19 protein-coding genes and 1 pseudogene are annotated in these 18,739 nt (G+C 62.4%); 9 read left to right on the forward strand and 11 right to left on the reverse strand.

Annotated features, from left to right (window positions below):
• Positions 1-13: 13 nt before the first annotated feature.
• Entirely contained in the window at positions 14-1,015 is a 1,002-nt protein-coding gene (locus QOL69_RS04255) for a D-2-hydroxyacid dehydrogenase (protein ID WP_283402164.1), read from the reverse strand.
• A gap of 149 nt (positions 1,016-1,164) precedes the next feature.
• A complete protein-coding gene (locus QOL69_RS04260) occupies positions 1,165-2,232 on the reverse strand; it encodes an ABC transporter ATP-binding protein (protein ID WP_345782491.1) in 1,068 nt (355 codons plus the stop codon).
• Between the two features lie 299 nt (positions 2,233-2,531).
• Here QOL69_RS04260 and QOL69_RS04265 point away from each other — a divergent pair, with 299 nt between their 5' ends.
• From QOL69_RS04265 to QOL69_RS04275, 3 genes are read left to right on the forward strand one after another with little or no spacing between them, the layout of a single operon-like run.
• On the forward strand, positions 2,532-3,620 hold the full coding sequence (locus QOL69_RS04265; protein WP_283402166.1) for an ABC transporter substrate-binding protein: 1,089 nt from the start codon (positions 2,532-2,534) through the stop codon (positions 3,618-3,620).
• Positions 3,621-3,627: 7 nt separating this feature from the next.
• Positions 3,628-4,533, forward strand: a complete 906-nt coding sequence (locus tag QOL69_RS04270; RefSeq protein WP_048076256.1) for an ABC transporter permease — start codon at positions 3,628-3,630, stop codon at positions 4,531-4,533.
• Positions 4,534-4,536: 3 nt separating this feature from the next.
• The gene (locus QOL69_RS04275) at positions 4,537-5,403 is read left to right on the forward strand and encodes an ABC transporter permease (protein WP_048076255.1); all 867 of its coding nucleotides are present in this window, start codon (positions 4,537-4,539) and stop codon (positions 5,401-5,403) included.
• Between the two features lie 98 nt (positions 5,404-5,501).
• Here the strand turns inward: QOL69_RS04275 and QOL69_RS04280 are convergent, their stop codons facing one another.
• Positions 5,502-6,413: an EamA family transporter gene (locus tag QOL69_RS04280; protein WP_283402167.1), complete on the reverse strand. Its 912-nt coding sequence runs from the start codon at positions 6,411-6,413 to the stop codon at positions 5,502-5,504.
• A gap of 179 nt (positions 6,414-6,592) precedes the next feature.
• Between QOL69_RS04280 and QOL69_RS04285 the strand changes: the two are divergent.
• Positions 6,593-6,751: pseudogene (locus QOL69_RS04285) on the forward strand (ornithine cyclodeaminase family protein); the annotation flags it as partial.
• Positions 6,752-6,994: 243 nt separating this feature from the next.
• Here the strand turns inward: QOL69_RS04285 and QOL69_RS04290 are convergent.
• Positions 6,995-7,627: a LysE/ArgO family amino acid transporter gene (locus tag QOL69_RS04290; RefSeq protein ID WP_048076253.1), complete on the reverse strand. Its 633-nt coding sequence runs from the start codon at positions 7,625-7,627 to the stop codon at positions 6,995-6,997.
• Positions 7,628-8,214: 587 nt separating this feature from the next.
• Between QOL69_RS04290 and QOL69_RS04295 the strand changes: the two genes are divergently transcribed.
• Positions 8,215-9,534 carry a methyl-accepting chemotaxis protein gene (locus tag QOL69_RS04295; protein WP_048076252.1) on the forward strand — a complete coding sequence of 440 codons (1,320 nt, stop codon included), beginning with the start codon at positions 8,215-8,217 and terminating at the stop codon, positions 9,532-9,534.
• A 466-nt stretch (positions 9,535-10,000) separates the two neighbouring features.
• Here the strand turns inward: QOL69_RS04295 and QOL69_RS04300 are convergent, their stop codons facing one another.
• Positions 10,001-10,297, reverse strand: coding sequence for a DUF7521 family protein (locus tag QOL69_RS04300; protein WP_052334905.1), 297 nt, complete (start codon positions 10,295-10,297; stop codon positions 10,001-10,003).
• 321 nt (positions 10,298-10,618) lie between these two features.
• Complete coding sequence (locus QOL69_RS04305; RefSeq protein WP_048076250.1) at positions 10,619-10,960, reverse strand: winged helix-turn-helix domain-containing protein; 342 nt, start codon at positions 10,958-10,960, stop codon at positions 10,619-10,621.
• Between the two features lie 231 nt (positions 10,961-11,191).
• Between QOL69_RS04305 and QOL69_RS04310 the strand changes: the two genes are divergently transcribed.
• Both QOL69_RS04310 and QOL69_RS04315 read left to right on the forward strand, forming a co-directional pair.
• On the forward strand, positions 11,192-12,019 hold the full coding sequence (locus tag QOL69_RS04310; protein WP_283402168.1) for a CPBP family intramembrane glutamic endopeptidase: 828 nt from the start codon (positions 11,192-11,194) through the stop codon (positions 12,017-12,019).
• Positions 12,020-12,038: 19 nt separating this feature from the next.
• Positions 12,039-12,395, forward strand: a complete 357-nt coding sequence (locus QOL69_RS04315) for an ArsR/SmtB family transcription factor (RefSeq protein ID WP_048076248.1) — start codon at positions 12,039-12,041, stop codon at positions 12,393-12,395.
• 44 nt (positions 12,396-12,439) lie between these two features.
• Here the strand turns inward: QOL69_RS04315 and QOL69_RS04320 are convergent, their stop codons facing one another.
• The 4 genes from QOL69_RS04320 to QOL69_RS04335 form a co-directional block, all read right to left on the reverse strand.
• Positions 12,440-13,294 (reverse strand): arginase family protein, encoded by an 855-nt coding sequence (locus QOL69_RS04320; protein ID WP_283402169.1) that lies wholly within the window; start codon positions 13,292-13,294, stop codon positions 12,440-12,442.
• Positions 13,295-13,300: 6 nt separating this feature from the next.
• Positions 13,301-13,678: a translation initiation factor IF-5A gene (locus QOL69_RS04325; protein ID WP_048076247.1), complete on the reverse strand. Its 378-nt coding sequence runs from the start codon at positions 13,676-13,678 to the stop codon at positions 13,301-13,303.
• Between the two features lie 80 nt (positions 13,679-13,758).
• Positions 13,759-14,043: a hypothetical protein gene (locus QOL69_RS04330; RefSeq protein WP_048076246.1), complete on the reverse strand. Its 285-nt coding sequence runs from the start codon at positions 14,041-14,043 to the stop codon at positions 13,759-13,761.
• Positions 14,043-15,194, reverse strand: a complete 1,152-nt coding sequence (locus tag QOL69_RS04335; protein ID WP_283402170.1) for an aminotransferase class I/II-fold pyridoxal phosphate-dependent enzyme — start codon at positions 15,192-15,194, stop codon at positions 14,043-14,045. Before QOL69_RS04335 ends, QOL69_RS04330 begins: the two co-directional genes overlap by 1 nt.
• 138 nt (positions 15,195-15,332) lie before the next feature.
• Here QOL69_RS04335 and QOL69_RS04340 point away from each other — a divergent pair, with 138 nt between their 5' ends.
• A complete protein-coding gene (locus QOL69_RS04340; protein ID WP_283402171.1) occupies positions 15,333-16,352 on the forward strand; it encodes an AI-2E family transporter in 1,020 nt (339 codons plus the stop codon).
• Positions 16,353-16,429: 77 nt separating this feature from the next.
• Positions 16,430-18,091 carry a succinic semialdehyde dehydrogenase gene (locus QOL69_RS04345; protein ID WP_283402172.1) on the forward strand — a complete coding sequence of 554 codons (1,662 nt, stop codon included), beginning with the start codon at positions 16,430-16,432 and terminating at the stop codon, positions 18,089-18,091.
• 55 nt (positions 18,092-18,146) lie between these two features.
• On the opposite strand, the gene QOL69_RS04350 is transcribed toward QOL69_RS04345, so the two are convergent.
• Positions 18,147-18,737, reverse strand: a complete 591-nt coding sequence (locus QOL69_RS04350; RefSeq protein ID WP_283402173.1) for an NAD(P)/FAD-dependent oxidoreductase — start codon at positions 18,735-18,737, stop codon at positions 18,147-18,149.
• Positions 18,738-18,739 lie beyond the last annotated feature (2 nt).

Here is an 18,739-nt window from a genome sequence, read left to right on the forward strand (position 1 = left end):
TGATTGCGGTAGTTCACACGACTCGGTTACGAAGCTCTTCGAGTTCGTCGTCGTCGTACCGCCGGTAGTTCTCTTCGAACAGCGTTCCGATCCGGTCGGCGTACTTCGGTGTTGAACCTGCCATGTGCGGGGTAACGACCGCGTTCGGAAGGTCCCACAGTGGCGACGCTGGCGGGAGCGGCTCTTCGTCGAACACGTCGAGTGCGGCCCCGCGAATCCGGTTCTGCTGGAGAGCGGTCGCGAGCGCTGCTTGGTCTACCACCTCACCGCGTGCGATGTTCACCAGCACCGCGTCCGACCGCATGGACATGAGTTCGTCCGTACCGATCAATTCCCGTGTCGACTCAACCAGTGGGCAAGCGAGAACGAGGTAGTCGGAGCGCGCGAGGAGTTTGGGAAGCCCGTCCGGCGGGTACGCCTCATCAACGACATCCGGGGCCGTCTCTGGCGTGCGTTTTGTACCGAGCACTTTCATATCAAACCCTGATGCCAACTCCGCAACGCGCGTACCGATAGCGCCGACTCCGACGATACCGAGTGTCTTTCCGCGGAGTTCCCCCGCAGAGTATCGCTGCCAGATACCGTCACGCTCCTGCTGCCGAATTCCCTTGTGAATCCGGCGTTCGAAGACGAGCAGGTAACCGAGTACCTGCTCAGCGATCGGATTAGCAGCGACGCCAGCGGCGTTCGTCACCGCGATTCCTCGCTCTCCGAGCGATTCGAGGTCATAAGAGTCGACCCCGGAGTTGAGGGTCTGTATCCAGTCGGGAGCCGTCCCGGTAGGGAGTTCGTCGTTAACCGGGCGGATCGTCAAAATAACGTCCGCGTCACTGATTACCGTGCCGGATTCCTCGGCGGTCGTCGCCGTCTCGATCCGGCCCGTTGACGGGAGTACGGCATCTAGCTGGGAACGCACTCCGTCGACAAAATCGCCGCCGAAGACGGCCGAAACGCTATGGTGGAGCAACACGGTCGTCGCTTCGGTGTCAGTGGCTGCGTCGGTGCGTTCGTTCATATATCTCCGCTGCTGTCGTTCAAATCAACAAGTGTGTACACGGTCACATTCGGCGGGTTGAATCACAGCGAGTCATCGAGTGATGCGCCACTGATCGCCGACCGGCCACTTCGACAGTCGGATCGAGAATCGACAGCCGGACCGAGGAGCTACTTCGCATACACGCTCATCGCGTCGGCGTTGAGGTCGACTGAGACCTCTCCGGAATCGGGAACGTCCGTTCGTCCCTGGACGGCGACATCGAGTTCCGGAAGCGAATCGTCGTGGGGTTCGATCACTAAATTGGTTCGCTCTCCGTGGAAATACTGATCGACAATGGTACCGTCGATGGCGCCGCCCCCGGCCTCCGTGACTTCGACTTCTTCAGGCCGGATAGACGCGATCACCTCGCCTTTGGTCGAAGGCTCACCGAGCTCGACGGTGACGTCGACCTCGGCGTCGAGTTCGAGTCGCGGCGGGTGCGTCGTGTTCTCGACGACGCCGTCGAGGAGGTTCGTATCTCCGATAAAATCGGCGACGAACGCGGTTTCGGGTTCGCGGTAGATCTCCTTGGGCGTCCCGATCTGTTCGATCTGCCCGTTGTTCATTACGGCGAGTCGATCGGACATGCTCATCGCCACGTCTTGGTCGTGTGTTACGTAGAAGAACGTGCTCTCTACACGATCGTGGATCTCCTGAAGCTCGACTTGCATCTGCTGGCGCAGCTTCCGGTCGAGGCTCGAAAGGGGCTCGTCCAGAAGCAGAATATCCGGTTCGTTCACCAGCGCACGTGCGATCGCCACGCGCTGCTGTTGTCCACCGGAGAGGTCCTGTGGCTTCCGGTCACCGTACCCGGAGAGGTCAACGATGTCGAGATACTTCTCGACGAGCCGGTCGCGTTCGTCGGCCTCAACGGCGTTCTTTTTCAGTCCATATCCGACGTTTTCGGCGACGGTCATGTGCGGGAAAAGCGAGAGTCCCTGAAACACGAGGTTCGTGTTCCGCTTGTTCGGCGGCCGGTGGACGACGTCTTCGCCTTCGATGCGGATCGAGCCGTCGGTCGGTGTCTCGAACCCGCTGATCATCCGTAGCGTGGTCGTTTTTCCGCAACCCGACGGACCGAGCAACGAGAAGAACTCGCCGTGCCGGAGGTCGATGTCGATCCCGTCTACAGCGGTCGTGTCGCCGAAATCTTTCCGAACGCCATCAAGCTGTACTGCCGTCGTTGGTGTCGTCATATGGGTCCAGAACACATGTATCATATTTAAGCTTTGTCCAGCAAAAATGAGAATATCTAATTGTATATGCGGTTTTATCATGTATATACCAGAGATACTAACGTATTTTGGGATATAATATTTATAGTCAAAAAATAATTCTCTGGGAAGAACTCTGCTAGAACTGGTAGTCAAAATTAGACATATGATTTACAATATTCGAAAATAGGCCATACTCAAATGAATTTAAGGAAATTAATCCACTGTTCTAGTTATGCTACGGTAGATTTATTGCGTATTGACGAACTCTCGTCTCACGCATGGAAGACAGACGACAGTTCATCAAAGCGGCAGGCGCGGCCGGTGTCACCGGCATCGCGGGCCTGTCTGGATGTATGGGCGGTAGTAGCGGAACGACTGTGTCGATCCTCACCTGGACCGGCTATGACGCGGTCAACGACCAAATTGAGGAGACGCTCGACGGCGTCGAGCTTGAGATCTCGATAGCCGACGGTTCCGCGAATATGTTCTCCACCGTGAACGCTGGCGGGGGAGAGCAGTACGACATCGTCATACCGAACAACGAGTATGTGCCCCGGTTCATCGACGCCGATCTGGCCGCGCCGGTGGACATGGACATCATGACCAACTTCGACGCACTGTATCCGACGTTCCAAGACGCCGCCGAAACGCAATTCGCCAGTGACGGCGACGTCTACGGCCTTCCCGTCCAGTTCGGGTGGTACGCGTACGGATACGATAGCTCGGTCCTCTCGGAGGATCACGAACACTCCTACGATGTCCTCTTCAGCGAGGAGTACGAGGGAGTCGATCTCACGGGGGGCATCACGCTGTATGACGGCTACTACAAGACGATCATGGCGACGGGACTCTCCCTCGGCTACACCGAGGCGTTCGAGGGCGACACGGTGTCGTTCACCGACGAACAGCTCACGACTATCGAGGAGACGCTAACCGATTTCAAACCAAACCTCCTCGGGTTCGTCCACGACGAAGAGACGCTCACGCAAGATTACCAGAACGGGAACATCGTCGCGTCATTCGCGAACCGGAGCACCCACGTAGGAATCATGAACGACGTCGAGAGCGTGAGGTTCTCTCAGCCGGCCGAAGAGGAACTCACTTGGTTCGAGGGTGCCATCGTCACAGCCGGCTCCTCGAACAAGGAAGCTTCCTTCCGTGTCTTGAACGAGTACATCAGTCCCGAGACCGGCGCAGCGCTGTCGGAGAACCGTAACATCATGAACACTTCTCAAGACGCGATGGGCAACATCGACTCGGAGGCGCTCCAGATCGAGCCGGGCGTGCTCGACGGGATGATCCCCTTCAAGCCCGCGGAGCAGGACGAGGAGTGGATCGAGATGTTCGAACGGATCAAGAACGCGTGAGCGAAAGATGGGCACCATCCAGAAACTCGGAGACGCGTTCGAACGGCGAGGCGAACGGGCGAAGCTCGCGCTCATGGTGGGACCCGGAGTCGGATGGCTGCTCACGCTGATACTGATTCCGACTGCGTTCCTCGTGATGGTGAGCTTCGCGGAGGTCAACCAATCCTACGACGTGGTGTGGTCCTTCTCGGTGTCGAACTACCGAGAACTATTCGTCGGGGAAAGCGGGTGGTTTACCACGCCGTTTGTCGACTCGTTTTTCCTTTCGTTGCGCATCGCAGGGGCAACCACGTTTCTGACGGTCGTTCTCGCGTACCCCGTTGCGTACCTGCTCACGCGGCTGTCCGGACGCCGGTTCAAGATAGTACTGTTCGCGGTCCTAGTCCCGTTCTTCACCATCTTCATCGTCCGGATCTACTCGTGGCTCTCCCTGTTCGGCAGCCAAGGACTGATCAACTCGGCACTGCTTGCGACTCCCCTCGTCTCCGAGCCGCTCGGGGTCTTCGAGTACGGGGTCGTGGCGGTGATTATCTCACTCACCCACGCGTTCTTCCCGTACATGCTGCTGACGCTGTACTCGAGTCTCGAAGGGATCGATTACGGCGTCATCGAGGCGTCGCGGGACCTCGGGGCAACGCGACTGGAGATTGCGAAAGACATCGTGATACCGCTGTCAGCGCAGGGACTTATCACCGGCTGTGTTTTCGTCTTCGTCCCCGCGCTTGGGACGTTCATCACGCCGCAGTTCCTCGCACGCGGGAAGTTCACTATGATCGCCGAGGTGCTTACGTCGAGAATAAACGAACTGTACGCGATCAACTACGGCGCGGCCGGGTCGTTGTTCCTGATCATCCCGACCATAATCGCGTTCGCTATCGTGATGCGTACCACCAGCCTGGAGGCGATGGGGTGAACGATGTCAGACCGTGAAAAATACAGTTGGCTGTCGCAGATCGTCGGCGAACCCGGGCTCACGGAGAGCGTTTCCGTAGACCGGATCGTTTCCGCAGTCGCATCGTACGGTATGTGGGTGTTGACGATCGGGGTCATCGTGTTCCTCTGGCTCCCGCTCTCGCAGATCATCGTGCTCTCGTTCACGGAGAACTCCGTACTGTTCCCCCTCGGGGGGGTTACCCTCCAGAACTACGTCAGCCTGTTCACTAACGAGGGGCTCCTGATGGCAGCCAGACAGAGCGCGTTCGTGGCGACTGTATCGGCGTCAATCGCAGCGCTGATCGGCGTCCCAATGGGGTTCGCGATTACACGGCACACCTTCCGCGGTAGGTCGATACTCAGGGGGCTCGTTATCGTCCCGCTGTTGATGCCGGGGATCATCATGGGGATCTCGATCCTCATTCTGTTCCGCGTCGCCGGGCTGCCGTCCGGATTCTTTGCGACCGTGCTTACTCACTCCGTGTACGGGCTCCCGTTTATCGTCTTGCCCGTAATCGCCAGACTTGCGGTTTTTGACCGCAAACTTGAGGAGGGGGCGCGCGACCTCGGTGCGGGCAGTCGAAGCGTGCTGACAGACGTCACTCTCCCGATCATCTCGCCCGCGATCGCGGCCGGCTTCATCTTCGCATGGCTCCGTTCGTTCGAGGACTTCATTCGCGTCTTCTTCGTCGGCGGGACCATGGATGCGCTGACTAAAGAGATGTACGGGATGGTGGTGTACTCTCAAGGCACCGAGGCGATGGACCCGATGGCGACGATTATTGTGCTTATTGTCAGCATTGCGCTCGCCGTCGCGATCAACTTCCGGGACATTCTCGAGTACGTGTAGACGCCACAGCGACGACTTCCTCGCTGTGGTGTTTCTCCCACTGCTTGGATTTGGGCCGTTCTTAAGCCGCCTCCTGTGGATTCAACGGAGCGGAACGGTCACCCTGAAAACGTGACAAGGGAGGCACCCGTCACGACGAACACCGCGGCCAAGACAAGTCGCCAGGTGATTTGCTCAAGGTGTTGTGGAAGAAGGACGATGGATAACGCGATGACGATCAGCGGAGCGGTATGGATGATCGGGATCGCGACTACCACCGGGGCGGAAGCGATTGCTCCGAAGTACGCAAGTAATCCGATCGTGCTTGCCAGTCCGGCACCGGCGTACCACCTCATCTGCGGATTCTCAAACAGCCTCGGCAGAGCATTCTCGTGTAGCGTTCGATAGCCAGTGTATCCGATAAATGCCGTGAGCATCATGACACTGAGTCCGACGAGAATCGGTGTCCCCGTATCAAGCCCGACCCTAAGGAGTAATGGCTCGACGCCAGTGAACACCGCAGCACTCACCGGCAGCAGTAGTAACGCCCCCACCTCCCGCAGCGAGTCTTGGGGTCGATCGGTAGAGGCAGTCAGCCATACAATGCCGGCGACCCCACCGACGATACAAAAGATACCAGCAAGGTGAGGCAGTGTCAGCGTTTCATCAAACAACCGAACCGCCAGCACAGTGGATACGAGCGTTGAGGCCGACACGATCGGAGTCGTTCGACTTGCGCCGATCCGGTTAATTCCCGCAAACATACAAACGCGTCCTAACACGAGGCCAACGATTCCCGCCGTGGCGAACGCTCCGACTGCGACCGCCGAGAGTCCGTAGTCCGGATAGTAGAGAACAGCAGTTAAGGGCCCGATGAGACCGAGGTTAACGCTCATCACGACGATGACTGCGTCGCTAGTATTGCCCGAATCTGTTCCGATCCGTATACAGAGGTTCTGTACTGCCAATAAAACGGCAGCAACGATTGCTAGCGTGAGTCCAACCAGAGAACCGAGTGATGGTATTGTCATTTTGGGAACTACATGAGAAAACGTAGTCAAGACGTTCTTTGTAAATGTATGGTGAAAAAACCTGATTCGCGACCCATGATCAATATATCCGTCTTAATCATACAATATTGATAAAAGCCAGCGAGATATGGTTCCATATAACATATGCCATGATCGCGTGTTGTCTCAACGTTTGAGATACCGACGCCCGGACCGGCCGCCCGGAGGCGTACATGGCCGGCACGACCATCACGAACGCCCGCACGGACTGTCTCGGCGCGCTCGCAATCCGTGAACTCGCACCCGAGGCGGCCACGCTCGGCGTGATCGGCGCGGGGGCGCAAGCCCACAGAGAGACCGGAACTCTTCGAGGTGGTCGTCACACCCGACGAGCGGGATCGTTAGTTGGTCGAGCAGCAGAAACGAGAGACTTCCCCTTCCCGGTGACCGAAGAGCAGATTCACAGGCAGCACACTGAACGAACTGATTCCTGTCGGCGGAATCCGGCGCTGACCGAAGGGGGGTTCCGTCATCCATACTCGGCTGTATCGCCAGTCGGAGGGCCACACCGGTAACACGGTCACGGGAGAGCCGCGACCGAGTCACCGGACGCCGACGAGTGCGAGAAGCCGCCACGCCATGTAGAGCGCCACGATCCAGATCACCCCCGCTGAAATCACGTTGAGATACCGAAGTCGGTCGTCGGACAGAACGGAACTCCCGAGGAGTCGACCACCGGCCGCCAGTCCGAGAAACCACGCCCACGAGACGAGGAGACACGCCGCGGTGAACGCCCACCGGCCGGGCGACGCGTACGCCAGCGCGTTCGTTCCGATCACCCCGATCGTGTCCAGAATCGCGTGCGGATTGAGCAACGACACGGACGCGGTGAACCCGACCTGTTCACGAACGCCCAGACGCGTCTCGTCTTGCGAGTCGAGAGCCGTGGCAGGGGCCGAAAGGAGCGTCCACCCGACGTAGATCAGAAACACCACCCCGCTGCCGAGGAGGACCGTCTGAAGCCACGCGAACTCGATCACCACGGCGGAGACGCCGAGAACTCCACCCAGAATGAGGACGGTGTCTGCCACCCCGGCGGTGAGGACGGTCGGCAGCGAGCGGCGAAGTCGGGGCTGGGTCGCGCCCTGCTGGAACACGAACACGTTCTGTGGCCCGACGGCGGCGATCAGTCCCACGGAGAGCGTGAGTCCGTGGACGAACGCTGTCGTAACCATCTGGGAACTGTATTGATCGTCTATCGGGAGGAACTAGGGTGGCCGGATACTGGCAAGACGGCCGGGCTTCCCGCGTCTCGGCACCGGTTTTGGTCGGTTCAGACGGACGAGACGGTCGGTATATCCCGATGCCGATCGCCCGAGGGTATCCAAACGATTCACGAGTATCCTCGCAAACTGGAGTTCCGCACGGAACTACCGAAACGGTCACTGGAAAGATCCGTCGCACGGAACTACAAGACGAGGCCGAAGTCGACGCTGAAGCAGAGCTCAGAACACCGTTCTCGACACCGTGTCGCTGGCGGCCTCTCCGCAGTTGCGGTCGGTGTGCTGATGGCTTCCGTGGGGTCGACTCGGAACGACGACGACGGATACCGCGGGCGGACAACATCGCGCTCGCCGCTCTCACGCTGACGTGTGTCACGTCGGTGCCGGGATTACACTGGCGTAGGCTGCGCCTTCTGATTCACCTATTGAGATGGCATGATCGGCTCGTTAGCATGTCTCTCGTTCACTACCCTTGGCGGATATATCAACACGAATAATCTCGACGAAAGCGACATCAACCCCAACTGATGCTTCCCGGTATGGCCGCAGTTACACAGAACGACCAGCTCCAAGCCGCGGAGACGGCGTCAGACGGGGATTTCTGGCGACATACCTTCGAACAGTTCATCGCAGAGCTTCCCGAAGCAGCGTTCGTCGTCGACGCCGCCGGCGACATCACCCAATGGAACGAGACAACGGCCGAGCTCCTCGGGCTTCCCGCAAGCGAGGCCGTCGGTATGAACGCGTACGACGTGTTCGGTACCGAGGGCAAAGACGAGACGCTCGCCGAGGAAGTCGTCCGTACCGGCACCGCCATCCGCGAAGACGAGTTCCGATCCGCAGAGCGGCCTGACGGGACGCAAGCGCATGCCCGCGCCATCGGAACGCCCATCCAGACGCCAACCGGAGAAGTCGTCGGGGCAGTCGAGCTGCTCTTTGACGTCACCACCGTCGTCGAACAGCGAGAGACGCTGTCGGACCTGCAAGAAGAGCTCTCGGACAACGTGGAGACATCGATGGCGCAGCTGGGCGAGTCGACCTCCGAAGTCGCGGATCGATCGAACGAGATCACCCAGCTTGTCTCCGAACAAGCGGCCGAACTCGAAAGCACCCAAAGCGACGTCTCCGGGTTCAGCGCAACCGTCGAAGAGATCGCCTCCAGCGCCGAGGAGGTCAGCACCCAAAGCGCCGAATCAAGGGAACTCGCGGAAGACTCCGTCGAGACCGCCGACGAGGTCATCGATCAGGTCGACGACACGGCTGAGAAGTCGGCAACGGTTGCGGACGACGTCGCGGAACTGAAAGGCGAGATCGAACAGGTCGAAGAGCTCGTCGGCGTGATCAACGATATCGCCGAGCAGACGAACATGCTCGCGTTGAACGCCAACATCGAGGCGGCACGCAACGACAGCGACGGCTTCGCCGTCGTCGCGGACGAGGTGAAGAACTTAGCGAATCGGTCGCAAGACCAAGCCGACGAGATTGAAGAGATCGTCACGAGGATCAAAGCGAAGGCGACCCGAACAACCGACGAGGTAGAGGCGGCCAACGACGAGATCCAGTCCGCAAGAGACGACATCCAGGGCGTCCTCGAAAACCAGAAGCAAATTCTGAAGGCGGTCGAACAGACCGAAAGCGGGATCAGCGAGATCGCAGCCGCAACGGACGAACAGGCGAGCGTGGCCGAAGAGATTTCGAGCGCCGTCGACGACGTCTCCGACCGGGCACACGTTGTCAGCGACGAGATCGAAGAGATCGCGGACGAAAACGAGAGCCAGACCGAGATGGTGACCCGTCTCACTCGGGAGGTCGAAGACATCGACCGGCAGCTCGCGAACGTGATGAGCCGGTCAGTCTGACGTCCTCAGCGCCGCAGTCAACATCCCGGGAGATACTGTGTCATCGCTGTCGCCTGCGCGAGTGGCTTTTTGAAATCCTCCGCAGTTGATAGTTTTACACCCTTAGTCACTCAGTAGAGTAAGCGTAATCAACACAACAGCAGACGCTTATTTCGTTAAAGTGAACCCCCGGACTCAGGGAACAGTATCAAGTCCTAAATTTTTTCGTGATATCGACGAGCCAACGACTTTTACGGGAGTACAAGGAGAAAACCTCGCGCTTCAGCGCGGGGAGGATGTCAAACTTGCCGTCACGAGAATCTACAGTATCGCTGTCCTTTTCTGAGGATTTTCATCCCTAGTAGATTTCGTCGTCAGTCTGCTCTGTTGAATCCGATGGCGGCAAGCGGATCACAACAGCTGAAGGAGCGATTATCTGGCTCTTTGCCGTTCAAGATATTTGTACGGTCCCCCCCGACAGAAACGGCTATGCCGTGGTAATGGCGTACAACACGACACAGAGGCCGATAACTGTCACGAGACCCCGTACGAGTAAGACGACACCGTTTCCCGCGCCGGTCAGATCAGCAAACATAACCGCCACAAAAACGCCTGCTGTCAGCAGAGCGATACCGATGGCGAGTGCCCGCATCTTCGCAGAGCCGTTCCGTCGGTATCCGCGATAAGCTAGCGTAGCGACAAACAGCCCAACGACGGCAGTCACGCCGCGAGCTACCGAAACCATACTGAGCGGTTCCAGCGCCAGCAAACTCTCTACTATCATCGCATCCCACCTCCGTACACCACCCACAGGATCGTCCCCAACCCGAATAGTTCACAGGCACTGACGAGTATCGACCGACCGACGGCCCCGATGTCGGTCACCGTCGGTAACCCGACCCGAAGCAACTCGGGTACCGTTATCAAGAAGATGAGACCGACTGCGAGCCAAAGCGTTCCACGGTGAGCAGGTCCTTGACGGTATCCGCGAACCAGAACTACGGCGATAGTCACCGAGAGTACCACTGAGACCACGGAAAGGACGAGCACCCCGAGTGCGAGGAACGGGTCTGTCCCAGTCGCATCCAACTGTAAGAGAAGCATCTCAGGACAACCCCTCGAACAGATCTGTGAAGCGGTCGGCAGGATCGGTTTTCGAGCGCGTCACTGCTACTTCGTAGCCTCCATCACCGAACGTGACGGTGACAGTCTCGACCGTCGCTACATACCGTTTATAGTGATGGCCGTCGGGGTCGATCTCCTGTTGTTCGGTCACGAGGTCTGCGTCCTGTAACCGACTGAGACGGCGGTACGCCGTCGCGTCGGACATCTCACAGGCCGTACAGAGTTCATCGACTGACATCGGTTCAATTGTGAGGTGAGCGAGGATCGCTCGGGCGTACTCGTCGTCGAGTATCGCCAAGACGGTATCCTCGTCCTCGTCCATATACGTGCCAGACACGGGTATGGGTAAAAAACCCGTCACAGCTTCTGGGTCGGAAGCCGTGCCTATGGTGCTACTTGTACCCGTCCTCTTGAGTCGTACATGTCGTTACGATCGACGATTGATCGCATCCTTCCGACCGCCCTCCGTCAGAGGGTCTTCCAACTCCTCTGGCCGGTCTGGAACACTGAGCAACGCCGACTACGTGCACCACTTCGTGCGCTACTGCCGACCGTGCTAACCTTCATTCTCCTCGGAATCCTTCAGACTGCGATCCGAGCTAGGTTCGAGCATCCCGTCCGAGAACTGCTTGAATTGACTGGTATTGGCGTCATTCTCATCGGTGCAATTCTTCTCAGTGCACGAGTCATTGATCGACGCCCGGTGAGTGAGTTCGGACTCTCGCTTGACCGAGAGTGGTGGCACTCATTCGTTGTTGGTGGGCTCGTCGCCACCGCAATCAACGGTGGGGCACTCGTAGTGTCTCTCGGTGCTGGTTGGGCTACGTTCGTGGGTGTGATGCGCGGTTCCGGCGATCTTCCGTTCGTACCTGCGATGATGGTCGTGTTCGCGTATCTCGCGCTCGCGGCCACGTGGGAAGAGTTCATCTTTCGTGGTGCGATGTTGAAGAACCTTGCCGAGGGATCGAACGGGTTCGTCTCCCAGTGGATAGCCGTTGGCCTCGCAGTGACTCTCAGCACGCTTGTGTTTGCGTTTCTACACGGCGGGAAAATAACGAATCCCAGCCACTACGGGTACTACCTAATTGCAGGATTAGTAATAAGTGGCGTATACGTGCTAACCGGAGAACTCGCACTCAGCATCGGCTTTCACGTGTTCTACAATTTCACTCAAAGCGCGATATTCGGACTGGGACATTCACAGCAGACGCCGGAGCTTTTCGCCGTCGACATCGTCGGCCCATCGCGCTGGATCGGAGAGGAGGGACTCGTCTTTGTCGGCTTCGCCGTTCTCGGCGGCCTCGTACTGATGGCGTATATCTACTGGCGCGACGGGTCACTCCAACTGGACGATCGCGTAACCAGCTACGTTGGACAGTAACTTACTCGACTCAATACCAATGCCAACTGCATTCCCGTACCGCACTCCTGTCGATCACACGCCGCATGAACGGACGAACGTCGTCGTTGACGATGATCAACCGAGTGATATACTCCAGACGGTCTCCTCGGACACTGCACAGCAGATACTGGCGACGCTTGACGGCGAACCAGCAACAACATCAGACATCGCTGAAGCTGTCGACACGTCCATCCAGAACGCTAAGTATCATATAGAGCACCTCTGTGAAGCTAACATCGTCGAGCCCGTCGATACGTGGTACTCCAGAAAAGGGACAGAGATGACGGTCTACGCACTCTCCGTTGAAGAGATAGTCGTTCAGTTAGGAGGCTCTATCTCAGAAACGCAACCGTGAAAACAACGCCGCAGAGACCACTCCGAGACACCCGCAGTCGACGGTCAGCGCGTCGTGTCCGCGTGCGAGAAGACGAACTCCCGGAGCAGCTTTCCGCCCAGCGCCGCCGCCTGCCCGTCGTCCCGGTCGTTGACCTCGACGATGTCGAACCCGTCCGCGCGGGGCGCGACCGCTCGGACGAGGTCGCGGACCTCGCGGGGGTCCAGGCCGAACGGCTCCATCGTTCCGGTTCCGGGGGCGTAGGCAGGGTCGAGGGCGTCGATATCGACCGAGCAGTAGACGGAGCCGTCGGCGTCGAACGGTCCTCCGTGTCCGTCTCCCGATCCGTCCCCGTCGAGCGCGTCGATCCACGCCCTCGCATCCTCGGGCGAGACGACCTCGACGTCGGCGTCGGCCGCGCGGTCCCACTCCGCCTCGGAGCCGGTCCGCGCGCCGACGATCACGGCGCGGTCGACGCCGAGGTCGTCGAGACACCGGCGCGTGACGCAGGCGTGGTTCCACGGGGTCCCGTCGTAGTCGCTCCGGAGGTCGAGGTGGGCGTCGCAGACGACGAGGGTGTCGGGGTCGACGGCGTCGACGCCCGCGTAGGTGACGGTGTGTTCACCGCCGACGAGCAGGGGGACGGCGTCGTCGTAGCCGACGCTACGCAGTTCGGCGGCGAGGTGGTCGAGGTACGCCGGCACGTCGTCCCACGGGCGCACGTCGCCCGCGTCGGCGACGCCGAGCGCGGAGAAGCGGCTCTCGGTGCGGCGGTCATAGTCGTCGTACGTCTCGGCGAATCGCCGGACCCGGTCCGGTCCGAACCGGGTGCCCGGCTGAAAAGTGGTCGTGGCGTCGAGCGGAGCGCCGACGACCACGTAGGAAGCAGTTTCGCGGTCCGTCGTCGCTCCGGGGAACATACCCGATTACCCGAGGATCTTCCGTTGGCCCTCGTAATCGAGGTACTCGATGTTGTCGTCCGAGGTGAAGTCCTCGCCCTCGGGGATGCGCATCGTGAACGTGTCGTAGGTGTCTAAGTCCATCACCTGGACCTCGTCGCCGCTGACGTTGACGACCTGCCCCTGCTTGCGCTCGATGATCGGCACCCACACTTTCGCGTCGACCGGCTGCGAGAGTGAGCGCTTCTTGTCGTCGAAGACGCCCTTGCCCTCGACGCGGGCCTTGGCGCTGCCGTGTTTGCCGGGTTTGGCGGTGCTGTAATGGTTGATCTTACAGGGCGCGTCGTCCATCATCACGTAGCTGCCCTCCTGGAGTTCGCGAACCTGCTTCTGCTCTCGCGGCATACGCCGTATTTCCGGAGGCGCGTGTATAAACGGTTTGGAACGCTGTCGGGCGGGCGCTCGGGGGTCGGCGGCCGCGCCGGTCAGGGGTCGAGTTCGTCGACGTACTCTGCTTGCTCCTCGTCGTCGTCGACGTTTCCGTCCGGCGGGACGAACTGTCCCGTAAGCAGGTAGCTGACGACGAACATGACGATGAACCCGACGCCGACCGCCGCCGTCGTCCGGACGACGAACGGAATGTCGTTGAAGTACATGTAGCGGTCGGCGGCCGCCATGGCGATGAACGCGATCACCAGTATCTTCTGCTCGTCGGTCGGGTCGCGCACGAGGCCGACCACGTCGTCTTTGAGGTCGCCGACCAGCCCCATCAGTCGTCACCCCCGCCCCGGGTCACCGCGTCGCCCTCGGCGGACGCCCCGCCGGCGGACTCGATCACGCTGCTCACCCGGTCGAGTCCCTCCTCCAGTTCGTCGGTCGGGAGGCCGAACCCGATCCGGAACCGGTCCGGGAAGCCGAACAGGTGACCGGGCGCGAGGACGACGCTCGCCTCCTCGACGACCGTCCGACAGAACGCCTCGGCGTTGTCGAAGCCGTCCGGGACCGTCACGAACGCGTTGACGCCGACGGGGTCGAGCCAGTCGAGGTCGTGGTCGTCGACCCAGTCCGCGACACGGTCGCGGTGGGCGGCCGCCAGCTCGCGGTTCTCCGAGAGGATCCGGTCCTCGCGCCGGCCGAGCGCCTGCTTCGCGACGTGTTGGCCGAAGAGGCTCGGCGAGATGGTGGTGTAGTCCTTCCAGCGCCACGCGCGCTCGACGACCGGCTCGGGACCGGCGATCCAGCCGAACCGGAGACCGGCGAGCCCGTACGCCTTCGTGAGGCTGGTCGTCGAGATGCCGTGCGCGCCGTAGCTCGCGACCGGCGGCTGCGGCTCCTCGGCGAGCAGGCGGTACACCTCGTCACAGAGCAGGTATGCGTCGCGCTCGACCGCGACGTCGTAGACCGCCCGCATCGCGGCCTCGTCGTGGTACTGTCCGGTCGGATTGTTGGGGTTGTTGACGACGATCACCGCGGTGTCGTCGCGGGCCGCGTCGGCGATCGCCTCGGGGTCCAGTTTCCACTCGGGCGGCTCCAGTTCGACGCGGGTCACGTCGCCGAACGCGTCCGGCACGGCGTGGAGCGCCTGATACGTCGGCGTGACGACGACGGCGTGCGTGCCGGAGCCGACCTCCTCCTCGCCGAGGCCGGACTCGTCACCGAGCAGCGAGAGGAACGTCAGGAAGTTCGCCTCCTGCGTGCCGCAGGTGAAGAGCACTTCGTCGGCTGACCGGTCGTAGCGGTCGCCGACCGACTCCCGGAAGTCGGGGTCGCCGTTCGTCGGGATGACGTAGCCGAGCTTCCCCGGGTCGAGGTCGAACCGGCTCGCGTCGAGCGACCGGATGCCGCTTTCCGCCAGCATGATGTCGGCCTCGTGTTCATACTCCGCGAACCAGCGTTCGAGGCCGAACGGGTCGATGCGCATACCGTCGTTCGGGCGGCCGCGACGTTAGGTGCTGCGGTCCCTCGCGGCGGTCGCCCGCCGGCTCGCCATCGTTCACGGCGGCCCGGGGCGGACCGCGGCCACCGCAACGACTTTTTTTGGGGATCGCGACTCGCCGTCATGATTCTCAACCGGCAGCGGCTGTTGGGCGCGCTGCTGCTCGCCGTGGCCGCGCTCGCGGCGGTCGTGCTCGCGGAAGTGCTGCGGACGGTCGTCTTCGCGGTCACCGTCGCGTACGTCCTGTATCCCCTCCGTCAACAGCTCGTCCGCCGCGGACTCTCGCGTCGGATCGCGTGCGTCGTCGCCACCGCCGTCGCCTTCGCGGGTGCCACGCTCCTCGTCGCGCCGCTGCTGTACGCGCTGTACCGGCGGCGGTCAGAGCTGATCGAGATCCTCGGACAGATTCCCGATGTCGTCCCGATCAGCGTCGGCGGGTTCGAGACGGTCGTCGAGATCGCGCCGTTCGTCGCGGCCGCCGAGGCGTGGGTTCGGGGGGTCGCGATCGCGGTCGCGGCCGCCGCGCCGGTGCTCGTATTGGAGCTCGTCGTCTTCACGTTCCTCGTCTACGGCATCCTCTATCGCCCGGCAGCGGTTGCCACGGCCGTCTTCGGCGTCGTCCCGGACGAGTACCACGACGTCCCGACCCGGCTCCACGAACGGACGCGGGAGACGCTGTACTCGATCTACGTCCTTCAGGCCGCGACGGCGGCCGGGACCTTCGTCCTCGCGCTCGGCGTGTTTCGGATCCTCGGCTACGGCTCTCCGGTCCTGTTGGCGGTCATCGCCGGCGTCCTCCAGTTCGTCCCCGTCGTGGGTCCGAGCGTGCTCGTCGTCGGGTTGGCCGCGGGCGACCTCGTGGTCGGCGAGACCGCGCGGGCGGTCGCCGTGTTGGTACTGGGGCTCGTCGTCGTCTCCTTCGTCCCCGACGCGGTGATCCGGACGCAGCTCGCCGGCCGGACCGGCCGGATCTCGCCGGGGTTGTACTTTGTCGGATTCGTCGGCGGGGTCCTCACGCTCGGCGCGGTCGGACTCATCGTCGGCCCGCTCGTCGTGTCGCTGCTGCTCGAAGTGATCGACATGCTCTCCGAACACGACGCGCCGGGGTCATCGATCGAAGAACGGGCGGACTCGCCCGACTGACGGCCCCCGGGACGGTTCCCCTTCGGCCGCCACCGCCGGTACCGCTTTCCCTTCGCCGGTCGTTCGTTCGGTATCCGATGTCCTCGACGGACCCCCCAACCGCGGTCGGCGACGCCCCGACCCTCACGGCGCGACGGCTCGACGTCCTCGGCGACCGCGTGGCGCGTTCCCGGCCCGCGGACGACGGCGACGAAGCCGACGGCAGCGACGCCGACGGCGACCGCGACGCGCTCGACGTGTTCGCCCCGGCAACGACCGAGCGGATCGGGCGCGTTCCGGCCTGCGACGCCGCCGACGTCGAGAGCGCGGTTGAGCGCGCTCGCGAGGCACAGGCCGAGTGGGCCGAGACCCCGGCGACGGAGCGCGCCCGGATCGTCGACCGGTTCGGCGACCTCGTCGTCGACCGCCGCGAGGAGCTGCTCGACGTGCTTCAGGTCGAGACCGGGAAGTCGCGGCGCACCGCGGTCGAGGAGCTGTTCGACGTGCCGACCGGCTGCTCGTACGTCGCGCGCGAAGCGCCCGACGCGCTCGCCGAGGAGCGCCGCCGCGGGGTCGCGCCCGGGATCACGACCGCGACGGTCACCCGCGAGCCGGTCGGCGTCGTCGGCGTGATCTCGCCGTGGAACTACCCGCTCACGCTGTCGATGGCGGACGCGATCCCCGCGCTGGCCGCGGGCAACGCCGTCGTGCTCAAGCCGGACGAGAAGACGCCGTACGGCGCGTTGCTTCTCTCCGAACTGCTCGAAGTCGCCGGCCTGCCCGACGACCTCTTTCAGGTCGTCACCGGCGAGGGACCGACCGTCGGCCCGCCGCTGATCGATGCCGTCGACTACGTCGCGTTCACCGGCAGCACGGCGACCGGCCGGGTCATCGCAGAGCGCGCGGGCCGAAACCTGATCGGCTGCTCGCTGGAGCTCGGCGGCAACAACCCCCTCGTCGTGCTCGGGGACGCCGACATCGACGAGGTCGCGCGCGGCGCGGTCCAGGCCTGCTTCTCGAACGCGGGGCAGCTCTGTCTCTCCGCCGAGCGGATCTACGTCGTCGAGTCCGCGTACGACGCCTTCCTCGACGCGTTCGTCCGCGAGGCCGAGGCGCTGACGCTCGGGACCGGCTACGACTACGACGCCGACCTCGGCTCGCTCGTCGACGCCGACCAGCTGGCCCGCGTCGAGTCGCACGTCGGCGACGCCCGGGAGCGCGGCGCGACCGTCGAGACCGGCGGGCGCGCCCGACCCGACGTCGCCCCGTACTGCTACGAGCCGACGATACTGACCGGCGTCGACTCGGACGCGACCGTCGCCTGCGAGGAGACGTTCGGCCCCGTCGCGGTCGTGACGCCGGTCCCGGACGCCGAGGCCGCGGTCGCGGCCGCCAACGACTCGCCGTACGGCCTGAACGCGAGCGTCTGGACCGGGGATCGGGAGCGCGGTGCCGAGCTCGCCCGCGAGATCGACTGCGGCACGGTGAACGTCAACGACGCGTTCCTCGCGACGTGGGGCGCGGTCGACGCGCCGATGGGCGGGTTCGGCGACTCCGGGCTCGGCCGCCGACACGGGCCGGAGGGGATCCGACGGTACACCGAGACGCGGACGGTCGGCGTCTCCCGGGTCGGATCCTTGACGTTCCCGGACCGGATCCCGACCGACTGGTTCGTGCGCGGCGCGTTCGCCGGGATGCGGGTCGCTCGCGGAGCGCGCCGGGGCGTCGACGCGCTCCGGCGGCGCTTGTCGCGTCGCTGAGCGGCGGTCTGCGGTGGTCGCAAAAAAGCTGTAAAGCCGTGACCGGAGCGCGGCGTTACTCGCCGTCGTCGATCAGGTCGCCGAACACGGAGGCCGCGGTGTCCGGGACGTCGAAGTCGTGGTAGTGCTCGCCCTTCTCGTTCGAGAGGATGTCGAGCGCGGCCGCGGCACCGTCGCCCGCCGAGATGACCGCCTGCCACTCCTCGGCGCGGGCCATCGCGCCGGTCGCGTAGACGCCGTCGACGCTGGTCTCCGTCGAGAGGTCGGCGCTGACGGTGTCGTCGTCGTCGAACTCGCAGCCGAGCGACTCGGCGAGGTCGCGGTTCGCGCCCGTCGCGAGGACGACGTAGTCGGCGTCGTACTCGCCCTCCTCGGTCGTCACGGTGAAGCCGTCGCCGGCGTCCTCGACGCCGGTGACCTTCTCGCCCTGGTGGCGGTCGACGCCGAAGTCGTCGACCTGCTGGCGGGCGGTCGCCATGAACTCGCTGCCGCCGACCGAGCCGACGCCGAGGTAGTTGAACAGGTGTGCCTTGTGCATCCACGTCCCGTCCGTGTCGAAGAGGACGGTGTCGAGTCCGTTCTTGCTCGCGAACAGTCCGGCGCTCAGCCCGGCGGGTCCACCGCCGACGATTGCGACGTTTGTCATGG

This window comes from Halorubrum sp. DM2, assembly GCF_901686465.1.
GTDB lineage: Archaea > Halobacteriota > Halobacteria > Halobacteriales > Haloferacaceae > Halorubrum.